Source organism: Paenibacillus ferrarius (assembly GCF_002027705.1).
In the GTDB taxonomy this organism is placed as follows: Bacteria; Bacillota; Bacilli; order Paenibacillales; family NBRC-103111; genus Paenibacillus_E; species Paenibacillus_E ferrarius.
In genome coordinates this window covers 21,955-37,497 of the sequence record NZ_MBTG01000018.1, presented here as the reverse complement: position 1 = coordinate 37,497, position 15,543 = coordinate 21,955, and the positions used below count along the sequence as shown (strand labels likewise).

Genomic DNA, 15,543 nt, shown 5'->3' with positions numbered 1-15,543 from the left:
AAGGAAATGAGCCGTATGATAAAAAGGAAGCTGTTTTGTTTAATCGTTGTCATCATGACGATAATAGTTCCATTAAGCCTATTCGGAATTAGGACGGCTAGTGCGGAAACTGTGCCATTCAAGACCATTATCATCGATGACGGAAGCCTCACGATCGATGGGGTTGTGACCCCTGACGCGGATAATGCGGATAACGGATACTCGGCTCCGAACTGGACCACAAGTACAGGAGTGAAGGGGTATAATAATTCCAGTTCCCAATATACGAGCACAGCAGGCAGAGCCATCACGTGGAATCCGCGCTTGGAAGCTGGAACGGCGAGAATATCGTTCTACAAGCTTAATTGGGAGGACAAAGCGGATAGTAATGTGAAAATCGAAATCGTTCATAATGGAACGACGGAAGTACTATTTATGGATCTGAGGCCTTCATTCGGGGCGCCTGCGGGATGGGTTGATTTGGGCGAGTATTATTTCTCTGGGTCTGGCGAGGAATTCGTTAAATTGACTCGGTCTGCCAGCAGCAGCAGTACGGTTCTAACACGTGCTGACGCGGTCAAGTTCGAAGGGAATATTCAGCAGAAAGAGCCTCATAAAACGATCATTATTGATGATGGAAGCCTCACGATTAATGGTGTCGTCACTACAGATGTGGATAACAAGAATAACGGATACTCGGCTCCTTACTGGAGCACTAGTACAGGAGTGAAGGGGTATAATAATTCCAGTACCAGCTATACAGATGCGGTTGGAAGAAGCATCACATGGAATCCGCGCTTGGAAGCAGGAACGGCGAGAATATCATTCTACAAGCTTAATTGGGCGGATAAAGCAGATAGTAATGTAAAAATCGAAATTGTGCACAATGGGATTACGGATGTCATGTTTATGGATCTCAGGCCCTCGTCGGGCCCAGCTGCCGGATGGGTAGATTTGGGAGCGTATTATTTCAGCGGAAATGATACCGAATTTGTCAGGCTGACTCGAACGCAGCCGACGACAGGCACGATCATTACGCGGGCAGATAGCGTCAAGTTCGAAGGGAATATTCGGCAGCAGGCTCCACCGCTTCCTCCGCTGCGCAGCCGCACATTGGCGAACCTTAGTTATACGGACAAAGGCAGCATCGAGAACGCAAACTATAAGGCGACTTTCTATGAAGCTGCTTGGGATGGAGGCAAATCCATCGTTCGTGATCTGTTCTACAAGGACACGGTTACGGGGAACTGGGTGGCAATCAATAATGTGGCGGAGAGACTTGAAGAACAATGGGTCTTGTTGGATGGGAATGCGGGAAGCCGCACCAATTACTACGATACGATGAACAAACGCTGGATTACATTCGACGGGATCAATTTCCCTGATAGCCACACGGCGGTATTAACCGATTCTTCGCATGGAAGCGATTACGATTTACAAGTGAACTGGTCCCTGTCTGGGGACAAACCAGATGTGTCCTTCGCCTTTACACCTCGCAGGGATGGCAATTATGTGATCGGCTATCAGTCTTTCACGACGGAGCAAATCTCTGGCATCAATGAAGTGCTCAATGGTTTCAGATCGCATGCCAAAATGGTAGGTTCAGTGGAATCAACAAGCTTAAGAGAGCTGAGCGCTCCGATGAGTCTGGTTGAAAAGAATGATGGTGCGGGGAAAGCTTTGACCTATGGTGTTTTTGTACCGTCGGACGAACTTCCGGTTGAATTTGAGCCGACAGGAGGCGTTGCGAAACAACGGCTGGGCATGAGTCTTGTCAACAACGAAGGAAGCGTCCAGCCGATCCTGTATGCTCCTCAACTAGGAACTTATTCGCAAATGACTGCGGAAAGCACGTATCAATTTCATATGGGGCTAATCGCTCAAAGCAGCAGTCTGTATAAGGCCTACGGGGATATTCTTCGCAGTGAATACGGTTATTCGGCCTACCGGGAGAATGTCGCTGAACAGTCGCTTACGGATGCGATGTTCAATATGATCGATCTGCTCAAGATTGAGCCTCAGGGTGACGACTCTGTCAATTATGTACCGTCGCCCAGCGGGTGGTGGAACCGAGCCAAGGGCTTCATTGACATCGAGAACGAGGACAGCGTTCGAACAACATCCAATGCGGTTCTTTTGGGAGCTTACTATTTGACCGGAGACGACCAACTTTACGATACGAGGGCGCTGCCGTCCATCCAGTACGGTGTATCGCGAAATGGGATCGGGTGGTCACCGACACAGAAGCCCGTATATGGCGTGCCGTCGTTATGGAAAATGGCAACTTTGCCGTTCGATGTTTCAAGCGTAGCCGCTGTCAATCAGATGATGGGCACATCGCCTGGAATTGGGGCGCTGGGACAGCAAGAGTACCTTGTGCGCAATCCGGATCAGAAAGATCGCGGACCTGTCATTCAGCCCCTGATGATGTATCGTATGACCGGGGATGCGCAGTATTTACAGGCTGCCAAGGATGCAGCCGACAGTTATATCATTCAAAATATCGATACTCCTGAAACTGTAAATGTAAGTAAAAATGAGTTTATTTATTATTACGGCAAACTGTGGATGGAGATCTTGGAGCTCTACGAGGAAACGAAGGACCCCAAATACTTGAATGCCGCTTACAAGGAAGCCAAACAGTATGCTACCATGTTCGTTGCTCGTCCGGTTCCCGGAGGCACCGTTACGATTCCGCAGCCGGAGACGTATAATTACGCGGAGTCATTCCATTGGCCGGCAAGCGGTAAATACAATTATCCTAGGAGCAAGCTGCCAGAAGATGTAGCTGGGGGCGTACAAGCGGACAGTTGGCTTGTTTCACCCAACGGGTTGACGTTCGAAGCGGGAAGTACAACCAGCTATTATCGGATGAATGCGCAGGAAGCTCCATTCATGCTGAGATTGTCGCTCTATACAGGCGACAAACTGCTGCAGGATATCGCTCATAATGCGGTTATCGGACGTTATTCCAGTTATCCGGGTTATTACTATAAGGGCTTCGCCGTTAGTCAGCTGGAACCGAATTTTGCTTTGGAAGGTCCCAGCGGGGCCACATCCATCTATTATCACCACATGCCAGCGCAGCTCGGGCAAACGATGGATTATCTAATCAGCGAACAATCGCTGAAATCCAATGGAAACATCACATTCCCTTCTGTATTCGAAACTAATTTTCTATGGTTCAAATATCATCTCTATGGGAATAAGCCAGGTCAATTCTACGGCAATTCGAACGTTTGGCTCTGGATGCCCAAAGGGATTATCCAGACCAATAATCCTCAATTGAACTGGATAACGGGTGAAAGTGGAAAAAAGTTCTACATTGGATTAAGCAACGAATCGACTGCTGAAGTACAGACTCCAATTAAATTGAATGCACAGCTCATTGGGTTCGACCCAGCACATAATTATAACGTAACCATCATCCGGGATAATGGCACACCAGTGCAGGCGGTAATGAGTGGCGGAATCATTCAGGCCACAGTTTCAAGCAAGGGAATGACAGCAATCATTGTGGATGGTCTTAACATTGATGTGCCGCTGCATCAGGTTAGAACGGCTGATACATCGAATGCAAGCTATTTTTTCGATGTTCACAGTCCAATAGATGCTGTTAAAGGCATGCTAATCGTCAAGCCCGACGAAACGTCCTACGATGCTTACGTAGAGGCCAAAACGACGAAGCCAGCGACGATCCATTATTCATTGGACGGCGGGACCACATACACAACCGTTCCAGATACGATCTATCCGATGGAATGGTCGATACGGGTAAACGATTTATCCCAAACCTTCACTTATTATGTGGAATCGGACGGGAAACAGACCCGCAAGCGAACGCTATATCTGCCTGATCATGTAACGGCGACGCCGGTCCAACCGGATTGGCAGGTAGGGTCCTCCATTATTGTGGATAATACGGAGGCGGAGACAGAAGGTGTCTGGATACGGGACACAACGGCTAATGACTATTACTACGATAACTATGTGTATGCCAAATCAACTTCAGGTACAGCGACGAGCAAGATTGTCTGGCGGCCCGAACTGCCGGAAAGTGTCACTTATAGCGTGTATTACAAGCTTCCGCAGATAACCGCCACGAGTGAAAATTGGGCAACCAATGCCGCTTTTACCGTTTATTACAGCGGTGGTTCACAGACGGTTACCGTTGACGAGTCAATGGCTAATGGGGCGTGGGTGTTCCTGGGAGCTTACCCTTTTGCAGCAGGCGATAGTGGATACGTTGAATTGACCAACAAGGCCAATAAGTCACGGGTAGTTGCCGATGCGATGATGTGGGTGGATCCGAATCGGATGCCGCTGCTGGAATCGGTGGCCATCCTGTCGAATCAGGACGAACTGCAGATGACTCGAGCCGCTCAACTGAGTGTAACCGGTTATTTGGATAACGGTCTGATCGGTGATCTGGCACATGCGAATGTGCAGTATTTTGTTGATAGAACCGATCTGGCTGCAGTGGACAGCAGCGGTTTGTTGACCCTTCAAAGCCTTGATGGAGCCACAGATCATATCACGGTGTGGGCCACTGTAACGTTGGATGGAGTGACCTTAACAACACCGTCTTTGGCTATACCGATCAAGGACCTGACAGTTATTGTCGACAGCACGAATACGACTGGGTTATACACTACGGAAGGGTCTTGGAGCCAAAGCAATTTAGCCGGCTACAAAATCGGTGTTAAGTCCCGTTACTCTACCGTTCAAGGATCATCAGCGACGTGGAAGGCTCAATTTCCTGAGGGAAGATATACGGTCTCCATCTACAAACTCGTCCACACAACGGCAAACGATAATCATGTCAAAGTGGAAGTGAAGCATCAGTCGGTTACCGAGACCACATATATCGATGCGACAGTCGGCTCGTCGGGTTGGGTTAATCTGGGAACATTCGACTTTACAGGAGACGGCAGCGAGTATGTTCGTTTAACCAGGGAGACTCCGACCACCGTAGATCCGCCAACCCTTCCTGCCGATATGATCTATACGAGGGCTGATGCAGTCAAGTTCGAACGGCATTCCGTCAGTCCGGCATCTTCACAAACACCAAATGCCCAATCAACAATTACACAAATACCGGGAAGGGTTCCTGGCATTTATTGAAATCGCGGCGTGTTTATGAATGGAAGTGGTAAAATAACCCTAAGAGCTGAGTGGATGAGAACGATCCATTCGGCTCTTTTTATTTCTTGGAATCAGCACACGACCTCATGGAAGTAAAGAAGGTAAACTAATCACATTTCTCGAAGAAGAGTGTATAGCCGTGAACTTCATCTATAGACGGAACGTCAGAGAATAAGCAGGGATGAAATGAAAAATGGACTTTACATAGGTCAATCAATCTTATTCCTTTTTATAGTATAAAAGAGTATATATTTGGCGGTTCTGCGACTCTAAAAAAATTCGCTTTTAGCAATGTGGTTGGTAATATAGTTATTTTCATTCCTCTTGGTACTTATTTATCACTATTCAAAAAGGACAAAAGAGTAATAATCAATCTGTTGTTTATATTCTTTGTGAGTTTATTTGTTGAAATCATTCAGGGGCTTTTAGGCATCGGGACATCAGACATTGATGACATAATTTTAAATTGTTTGGGTGGATGGATTGGTATTTTAGGGTATAAGTTTTTAGCGTTTGCAATGCGAGATGAGAAAAAAGTATGTACCGTAATCACATTACTATCTGCTGCAGGATTACCTGTTATATTATATTTATTATTCATGGTGAGATTGAGACTCTGAATTGGGCTAGCGGTGAACTCTAATCTATGATGAGTAAGAGGCGCAATTTTCATAATGCTGCACATGGGAGGAAAAGAGAAAATGGCAGAGGTTCTTTTATTTCACCACGCACTCGGACTGACAAAGGGCATTTTTACCTTCGCCGACGAGCTTAGAGGGGAGGGGCACATTGTACACGTTCCTGACCTTTTCGACGGTCACTTGTTTACCACTATCGAGGACGGCATAGCCTATGTCAAGGAGATTGGGTTCGAAGAGATAATGGAGCGCGGTACACGTGTGGCTAGTGAGCTTCAGCGTGAGCTTGTCTATGCGGGGTTTTCGCTCGGTGTAGTAGTAGCGGCACAGAAGCTCGCCCAGACCCGTGAAGGCGCCCGTGGCGCGTTGTTCTTTCACTCCTGCGTTCCGACCTCGATGTTCGGATCTCCCTGGCCAGCGGATCTGCCGGTGCAGATTCACGGGATGGACGCAGATCCCTATTTCGTTGACGAGGGCGACATTGAGGCCGCACGTGAGCTCGTGGCGTCGGCCAATCATGCCGATCTCTATCTGTACCCAGGCGATCAACACTACTTCGCAGACAGCAGTTTGCCGTCGTATGACGCTGACGCGACGGCGTTGCTGTTGCAACGTGTGCTTGAATTCCTCCGGCATTTGGATGACTGAGTGTTTGCTTAGGCTTTCAACAACTTGTAAAAGGTAACCAGCCCAGGTGGATTGGTTGCCTTTTCTTAAGTAACGGGCAGTTTTGCTTGGGGAATGTTTTCCGATTTATGGTGAAATAAATTAGTATAGTTTTAGCTAATATCACTCGAGGTGACAACAAATGCTCGATGTAATAAGGAAAAAGGCTGATGAATGTATTAATGAAATAGATGGAAGTAAACAGGCGAAAACATAACTTTATAGTGGGAGTGTGAAATATGAAAAAAGTATTATTGGTTTGTATTATGATAATGTTGATGCTAGCATCGGCTTGTGGAAATGTTGAAATGACATCAAATCCAAATACTTCTAGTAAGCCTAAACCTGAAACGGATGAGTCTATTATCCAAAAATACACATCCGAATATTGTACTGTAGAACGTATAAATTTGGATAGTGAAACTGAAAAATATTTCTATGGAACTTGGAAAGTTGAGAAGCTTTTAGGATTTGCAAACTCATACAATGATGCTTCTGAATATCCAACAGGGCAAAAATTTATTGGAGATGAAATTATAATCAAAAAAGACTTTTTTTCATCAAAAGGACTAAAAAACTATAAGAAATATCAATATGAACTAAAAAATCCATTATATGAGATTACAGCGGCATGCGATAACTCCCTCTCTTTTTATAGATTATATAAAATAGATATCCCAGACTTAAATATAAGTGATGTAGTAAAAGCAATAGATATAAGTGACCCTTCTACAAAACAAAGCATACCTGTAAGTGTAAGTTTTTTTCTTGTTAATAACAACAGGCTTATCTTGTTATCAGAGGCAACTATTTTTGAGCTTAAAAAAATTACTGATTAAATGAATTAAGGTTATGTAATAAGTTCTGTGATAATAGATTAGAAAATATCCAGGAAGGTAAGGATATTTGTGCTGGAATGCGGCACTTGCTGAAACCTGCAAACTGTGATATTTTAGTTTCAATGTAAACAATATGGAGTGTGAACCGGAACATGGATTATCCTGAAAGTATCAAGGCGCTAATTTATAATCAATTGCTTCATTTTTTCCATTTGCAAGAACAGCGGCTAGAGCTGGAACTTAAAGAAATCAAAGAGTTTGTGCAGCTTCATGAGCTGAAAGGCGTCCTAGGAAGTTTATCGACCATCCATGTCCTGGATTGCATCGGCAATCACGAACCGATTAATCATTCCGCGATTGTGGATAAATTAAATTTGTCGAAGGCGAGTATTACAAAGATCAACAAGAAGCTGCTTGCACTTGACCTCATTAATCGGACCCAGCTCAACGATAACCGCAAAGAGGTGTATTTTCGGCTAACGTCCCTAGGGAAGAAGTTGTTCGAAATGCATCGGACTTTGCATGAAGCGGAGGAGATGAGCTTTTTCCGGTTTTTGGACAGTTACTCCGATAGTGAGCATCAGACGATTTTGAAGTTTTTTCAAGGTATGAACCGGTATGTTGGCGAGAGATAAGCTAAATTTTTTTTGTTATTTTTGTTTACCAGTAAACTATATTAGCAAGGAGGGATTAGGTTGAATTTTTCCCGAACGATTAGAGAACGTAGAACCATCCGGAGATTCAACGCAACACCGGTAGCGCCGGAACTGCTCGTATACTTGTTGAACGGAGCGGCAAGCCTGTACGAGGCCGAGGGTACGCCGCGCTGGCGTTGTATTTACGCCGGCACGGCGGAGTCGCGTCAAAGGCTGGTTGAGAGTATGATAGCTAAGATGAAGGAAAGCAAATTCGGTAAGCTCATTCCTGCCAAAATGATCGAATTTCTCATAAAACGAATAACGGATATTCCCGCTCACCTGATCTTCATTGCAGAATCCGCCGCCAATCGGCGGCAGAGTGACGAAAATTACGCAGCAGTTTGTAGTGTCATGCAAAATTTTCAACTACTGGGCTGGGAGCGCGGGTTGGGCATGCTGTGGGACACGGACCCAATGCTTCAAAGCGAGTCGTTTCTTGCGGAAATCGGTTTGCGGGAAGGTGAAAGGCTAGCAGGGATTTTACATGTGGGATATTTCGATAAAGCGCCGAGATCTCGGAGAAGAACGCCGGCGAAGCAGAAATGGACCACAATCGGTGGAGGCGGAGAGCCAGATAGGCCGCAGTTGGATAACGTCCGAATTCCCGCGCAAGCCATTCTCGAATTGCTGAATGACGCCGTCTGGGCGCCGAACGATGGACTAAGGGAACCTTGGCGCTTTATCTATGTAACGGGCGGCGAAGCGGCCGGCAAGCTCCGAGTTTCGTATGGGGATGCGTCGCCGGCATCTCTCCTGATTGTGGCGAAGGAAGAAGCGGATCCCCACAAGCAAGAGGAGGATTACGCGGCGGTATGCTGTTTGATCCAAAACTTTCAATTGTTGGCCAAATCCAAGTCTTGGCATGTGCGGCGCACGGTTCCGGAATGGGTTTATGACCGGGAATGGTGCAAGCCGTTTGGGATTCGGCCGCAGGAGCGGATCGTAGCGGTGTTGGAGCTCGGAGGAGATGCTCAATCCTCGGAATCCGCTCCGGCTGCTCCCCTATTGCTGAATATCTCACATCTATGACAATACTGCTAGGAGCAGTCATCCATAGGCATAAGGTTTCTAGAGGTTAAGTTCGATCAGTCTATACCACTCTAGGTTGAGATTAAAGTAACGGGCAGGCTAACGGAATGATGGTTCTCAAATTATTAATTATCATCCAATGTTCCTAGCAACATTATTGTTGTTTCACAAAAATTTCGTATTATTCTTTTGTACCAATAAAGAATGTTGCAACTGTTTGATTATCTTCACCTCCACCATGCGAAGACACCCCAGAAAAATGTTCATGGCTTACTTTCTTACGCTGACCCTGATTGTCAACATAGTATACCTCAACAGGTCCACTTTCCATGGTATTTGAGGTTTTCAACTTACCTGACTTAGGTATGTGATAAATAAATGTATTTCTTTCTTTAGTAAGTGGTGGGTAATCTAATTGGTCAAAAGTAACTTCTACTTCTCCAACAAAGTTTTCTGGTAAGAGGTAAATATGAAGTGGATTTTTATTTGTTGTAGTTATTAGGAAGATTAAGCCTAGTACCATGATTGTTAAAGCTATAAATAAATACTTCTTCAAATGAAACTCCTCTTTTCAATGGGATAGTACATTAGTATTGACGCACAAATATACAAAAAGTTACCAATTTCATACGTTGTAAATTGGTGGGAAACTGGGAACTAAGGAAGGGATGGAGACAATGCATTCCAATAATATTAATGAAGTGTATCACACGCCAAGCTTTGAACTAAAAAAATCCTCCAACCGCTCCTCTTCTTCTCGCTGTTGCTGTTGGATAACGCAGCTTTCTGCTTACTAATAGCAGAGGCTTTTTTTTATTCCAGATTCTCTTCTATCTCCTGTTTTGATAGGGATTCATAGCCTCCTACCCGATTGGCCAATTTTAGCCTCGATTGTTTAATATTCACTTATGTTAGCGTTTTCAATAATCGTCTAGAATGTTAGTTACATAGCTAAATAGCCATGAAAACCAATGAGCGGAGGTTATGAAGAAAGATCATTATGCGTTTGTACATTTACTGGCTTATTAAGATCAAATAGGAGGAAATGCAAATGACAAGCAGGCATAACCGCTTTACGTTTAACCTTGTGAGATCCTTTGTTGCAAAAGTGCTAGTTTTTCTTCTGATTGCGGTGTCGATGCAACTATACCCGGTCAAAGCTTCAGCAGCTGCGGACGGAGTCAGCGTAACATTAGGTGGAAATCCGGTAGAAAACGGGATCCATGCATGGGCAGGAGACAATCCAAATGGTCTGCAGACGGGAACGGTAGCTGGAGCTACCTATTGGCAGACGAACAAAACTACGGGGACGAACTATTTTTACATCAATGTGGATGATGCTTATTTGAAAGATAATTCGGATCAAGACGTGCAAGTTACTGTGAAATATTGGGATGAGGGCAATGGAAAGATGGTCTTGCAATACGATTCCACAACGGCTCCCTTTAAAGACGCGCCTTTGTTCACGTACACCGATACGAAACAATGGAAAACACAAACCTTTACATTGACAGACGCCAAATTCGCTAATCGTACGAATGACGCTGATTTTCGCATAGGCATCGAAGGCGCAGGAGCCCCCGCGAGCACCAATGTGGATCTTAAAGTTGCTTCCGTTTCTGTTATGAAGCAACCTAAAGTTGCGGTAACGGACACTGTAAGCATTACGCTTGGTGCAACGACGTTGAATAACGGCATTACGGCAAAAGCTGGCGATTATGCGCAAGGACTGCAAACGGGTGTGTTACAAGGGAAAGGCTATTGGCAAACGAATAAAGGCGCGCCTAGCCCTGGAACTTTATATCTCTACATGAATGTCGACGACAGCTTCCTTTACAATAATCAAGACCAAGATGTTTATGTAACTGTCGAATACTTTGACCAAGGCAATGGCAGTATTGCGCTCCAATATGATGCAGACTCCGCCGCTTTCAAAAGTGCGCCTCTCTTTACGTATACGAATACGAACAAGTGGAGGACAACGACGTTTAAGCTGTCGGACGCCAAATTTGCCAACCGCGCCAATGGTGCTGATTTTCGGATTGGCATCGCGGGTGCAGGCGCGCCGGCGAATAATACAGATCTGTATGTAGCCTCTGTGAAGGTTACGAAGAGCAAGCGCATTCTCGTACAGAGCGATGCCAAGGTCATACAAACGCAATATCCGACGGATGGCGTCGTTATTGCTAATTATAACGTGACCGATTTCGGTGCCAAGGCCGATGACGATACGGATGATACGAGAGCATTTACGAACGCTTTGGAAGCTGCCCGAAACGATGGAGGCGGTGTCGTATTCGCACCGTCCGGTCATTACAAGATCACAGGGAATTTGCTCATTCCAACGGGAGTTACGCTTAGAGGAGATTGGGCGAATCCTGAGCAATCCGCGGGAATTAAGGGGACGGTGCTGGACGCCTATGCGGGGAAAGGGGATGAGACGGAGGCCAGCTTTGTGAAGCTGGAGCAGTCAAGCGGCATTACGAACTTGTCCATCTGGTACCCGGAACAAGCGGGCAATGCGGTTACGCCTTATCCATGGACGATTGAACAGCTAACGGGCGATAATGCAACCGTTCAAAATGTGACCCTGGTAAACTCCTACAACGGGATCAAAATCGGTCCGGTGTGGAATGAGCTGCATTATATTAAGAATGTGTATGGGACTGCCCTGCATACAGGTGTTTTCCTCGATTACACAACGGATATCGGACGTCTGGAAGGGGTGCATTTTTCCCCGAAATATTGGTCACAATCCGCCCTTGCGGGATCGCCGGCCGAAGCTGCTTTATTTGCGTATATGACATCGAATGCAGAAGGCATCGTCATGGGGAGATCAGATTGGGAATACATATCTGACATTCACCTATCTGGCTACAAAGTCGGGATGAGAATCACAACGAGAACAGGTTCGCTGGAAACAGCGAATGCGCAGCTGTACAACATTCAAATCGAAGATTGTAATGTCGCTTTCAAAATTGAAGGCGTGAATGATTACGGCCTGCTAATTTCCAACAGCAGCTTTAGGGCGAACGTTGGCGAAACACCAATTGCGATCTACGCGACGCAAGGGTTTCATTCGATCGTACAGTTTAATTCCGTCACTGTCGGGGGTAATCCGAAAAATGCGGTCGTCAACGAGGGGACAGGCGTCCTATCTTTTGAAAATAGCACCATAGAGAATTGGAATCGTCCAGAGGGCGGGTATGCAATTGTTGCAGATAGCGGTTCGCTCATACTGGGACAGGTGCAATTTGCCAAACCGGATCATCACGTGTTGCTGAATCGGGATGTTACGAAAGTGAGTGCCATCAACTCCGGCTATCAAGGGAATCTCGCTATCACCAACCATAGCGACGCTGCGGATATCAACAGTCAGCATGGAGACAACTATGAACTGAAGACGATGCCCACCAGTATTGCTTTGGATCGTACAGAGCGCCCAAAACCAGCTTCTGTGAATATGATCGATGTAACGAAAGCGCCCTATTTGGCAGATCGCAAGGGAATAACAGATGCTACCGCGGCTGTTAAACAAGCGCTTGCCAACGCTGCGGCACTAGGGGGCACGGTCTATCTGCCTGCAGGCATTTATCGGATCAACGAGCCTATCACGATTCCAAGCGGCGTAGAGCTTCGCGGATCATGGGATGTGCCTCATCATACCATTGGCGGCGGCAGTGTTATTTTTACAAACTACGGTGAAAATGCTCCGAATGCGGCGCCTTTCATTTCTCTTGAGCAGAATGCCGGCGTCAATGGACTTTCGGTGTATTACGATCGGCAGGTTTACAACCAAATCAAGCCGTATGCTTGGACGATCCAAGGTAAGGGCCACAACGTTTATGTACTGAATACAACGCTTGTCAATGCTTATCAAGGGATTGATTTCGGAACGTATGATACGAGCGGGCATTACATTGACTATGTTGCGGGATCCCCACTGAAAGAAGGCATTTATATTGGCGGTGGATCGAATGGCGGAATGATGAGGAACGTGCAGTTTAATCCACATTACTATGCAAGAAGCACGTATCCGAATGGTGTGCCCAGCGGCGGGCAAGATGCCGTTTGGAGTTATCAAAAAGAAAATCTCGATGCGTTTCATATTGGTCATGCAAGCAATGAAACAATTTTCAACACCTTTGTTTTCGGCTCGAAATATGGGATTCATTTTGTTGCGGAGAATGGCCAAGGGCCAGAGGCTACGATTGTCGGGCACGGTACAGACGGAAGTAAGAAAGGGGTGTATATGGAAGGCGCCGGGAATGGTGGATTGACGTTTATCAATACCGAACTGGTGTCGATCAGCACATCGGACAAAGTGTATATTACGCTGGATGAAGGGTTTAATTCCGAAGCGACTTTCTTCAACACTTCGATGTGGGGCAGTACAACACGATCCGCAGATATCAAGGCTGGCAAGCTCCATTTGCAGCAAGCGAATTTTACGGTTGTCGGTGAACGTGGAATCAATGCTTTGGGCGGGGAAGTCACGTTATACGATTCTTACTTTCAACAATCGGGCACTACGCATATTTACGCTGCGCCTGACATTGTCCAAATTGTCGAAGCTGCTAATATATTCAAAGGTGATTTGCAACTGGAAAATTATGCGCCCGGTAAAGTATCGGGAACGGACATTAAGCCCATTTCACTTCAGGTGTCCAGAACCAGCTATGATCCCTTGCATCCCGAGCAGTTGGCTTCGATACTGACATTAACGAATCTAGCGATCCCTCAAGACATTCAAGGGAAAATCGAAGTCGACCAACCTTCGGATTATGCAAGCCATTTTGTTCCGCTTCGTTTTAATGGGGTGGCTCCTGGCGGGAGTATATCAATTAAAGTACCATTGATCGTTAGCGACACGGTTACCTTCAAAGTTACTTTAGCTACCGGACAGATTTATTTCATCAGGGGTCAAGTTGGAGTATCCATCGCAGTCCATGAAGGTAATGGAAATGAAGGCGAAGTCCCGGCAATTCATCTCAATAGAGCGGATCAATATCATAGTACTGGCGGGAAATGGAACGGTCCTGACGATCTTAGTGCAGAGGCCAAAATGAATTGGACGGATGAAACATTAAATCTCTTCGTCCAGGTGCATGATGATATCCATTACCAAACGTGGTCAAACGGCGATATTTGGCAAGGGGACAGCATTCAAGTCGGGCTCGATTTGTCTAGGAAGAACGGGGCATCCAGTCAGAATGTCAATGAACTCGGGTTTGCGCTTAACAACGACGGGACTGTCAAGCAGTGGAGATGGAAAGCTCCGAATGGTGCAAACACGGGAGCCTTTAATGCACAGGCGATAATCACACGGGAGAATGGCATCACAACATACAAGTTGAAAATTCCATTGGCACAATTGCATGATCCATCGTATCCGTTCCAAGTGGGAGATCCAATTGGGTTAGCGCTGCTCATTAATGAAAATGACGGTAATGGAAGAAGTGCATTCATGGAGTATAACCAAGGAATCGGTACGAGCAAGAACACCGTCTTGTATGGTGATTTATATTTATTACAAGGGGAATATTCTCTCATTGTAGAAAAGGCCGCTGAGCAGGCAGTTGAGGATGCAAACGAGCATCCAGATGCCGCTCACCTTGACGCCGCATTATCCTTCATCAGTTATCTGCCCGATGGGGATGTCAAAAACAGGCTAATGAGCCTGCTCTCGCAGCGGCCGGCAGATCCAACTTTCACTGCGGATATTACAGTTCCGACCGACACGAATGTCACAGTAACGATTCATTATTCGGATGACACGACGTTGAAAGAATACAAGCTGGGCGCAGACGGTACGTGGATCACGTATACCGAGCCAGTTGTTTTTTCAGAAAATGCAACGGTCTATGCCAGAGGCGCTAATGGACGCGGTGGCGTTTCGAATGTAACCAGTTATCAGGTTAGCAATATAGATAAAGTTATTCATGCAAACAAAGCAAAGCCAGGGACAATCGTTCTTTCGGATGATAATGGCTTTGACACGGGCCTTCAAGGTGGCAGTTACAAGGTCACGATGAACATGTGGTATGGTGAAAATGGCAGAACCTATAAACTCTATGAGAATGGCGTATTAATCGACACAAAAATTCTTACAGACAACTCACCCAATGCACAAACAGCAGTAACCGCCATTAGCGGAAAGAAGAACGGGACCTATCGTTACTATGCAGAGTTAACGAATACATTCGGTACGACGACTAGCGCGACTCATGTTGTTAACGTAACGAAGGCTGCACCTGACAAACCGGTTTTATCCAATGATAACTGGGATCAAGACGGAAACTTCAAGGTCAGCATGAACATGTGGTGGGGGACAAATGGTACAACCTATCGCTTGTATGAGAATGGTGTGCTCATTTACACGCAGGAATTGACGGATCAGACACCATCCGCGCAATCGGCAGTGACAGTCGCTGCCAATAAAGCGATTGGCACATATGCGTATCGCGCAGAGCTGGTCAATAATGCGGGTGCCACATCAAGCGATACAATGGTTGTAAAAGTAACCAAATAAGTTCAAAACAGCCGAAC

8 protein-coding genes are annotated in these 15,543 nt (G+C 46.0%); 7 read left to right on the top strand and 1 reads right to left on the bottom strand.

Annotated elements, in window-relative coordinates:
- Window positions 1–15: 15 nt before the first annotated feature.
- The 6 genes from BC351_RS19970 to BC351_RS19945 all read left to right on the top strand — a co-directional run bounded on the left by BC351_RS19970 (window position 16) and on the right by BC351_RS19945 (window position 8,994).
- On the top strand, window positions 16–5,103 hold the full coding sequence (locus BC351_RS19970) for a golvesin C-terminal-like domain-containing protein (protein WP_079414496.1): 5,088 nt from the start codon (window positions 16–18) through the stop codon (window positions 5,101–5,103).
- Window positions 5,104–5,336: 233 nt separating this feature from the next.
- Complete coding sequence (locus BC351_RS19965; RefSeq protein ID WP_079414495.1) at window positions 5,337–5,744, top strand: VanZ family protein; 408 nt, start codon at window positions 5,337–5,339, stop codon at window positions 5,742–5,744.
- An 81-nt stretch (window positions 5,745–5,825) separates the two neighbouring features.
- The gene (locus tag BC351_RS19960; RefSeq protein WP_079414570.1) at window positions 5,826–6,410 is read left to right on the top strand and encodes a dienelactone hydrolase family protein; all 585 of its coding nucleotides are present in this window, start codon (window positions 5,826–5,828) and stop codon (window positions 6,408–6,410) included.
- 257 nt (window positions 6,411–6,667) lie between these two features.
- Complete coding sequence (locus tag BC351_RS19955; RefSeq protein ID WP_079414494.1) at window positions 6,668–7,267, top strand: hypothetical protein; 600 nt, start codon at window positions 6,668–6,670, stop codon at window positions 7,265–7,267.
- A 152-nt stretch (window positions 7,268–7,419) separates the two neighbouring features.
- Window positions 7,420–7,902, top strand: coding sequence for a MarR family transcriptional regulator (locus BC351_RS19950; RefSeq protein WP_079414493.1), 483 nt, complete (start codon window positions 7,420–7,422; stop codon window positions 7,900–7,902).
- Between the two features lie 60 nt (window positions 7,903–7,962).
- Window positions 7,963–8,994, top strand: coding sequence for a nitroreductase family protein (locus BC351_RS19945; protein ID WP_079414492.1), 1,032 nt, complete (start codon window positions 7,963–7,965; stop codon window positions 8,992–8,994).
- A 181-nt stretch (window positions 8,995–9,175) separates the two neighbouring features.
- On the opposite strand, the gene BC351_RS19940 is transcribed toward BC351_RS19945, so the two are convergent.
- A complete protein-coding gene (locus tag BC351_RS19940; protein ID WP_079414491.1) occupies window positions 9,176–9,550 on the bottom strand; it encodes a DUF6843 domain-containing protein in 375 nt (124 codons plus the stop codon).
- Between the two features lie 495 nt (window positions 9,551–10,045).
- On the opposite strand from BC351_RS19940, the gene BC351_RS19935 reads away from it, so the two are divergent.
- Window positions 10,046–15,526, top strand: coding sequence for a glycosyl hydrolase family 28-related protein (locus tag BC351_RS19935; RefSeq protein ID WP_158082159.1), 5,481 nt, complete (start codon window positions 10,046–10,048; stop codon window positions 15,524–15,526).
- Window positions 15,527–15,543: the final 17 nt, after the last annotated feature.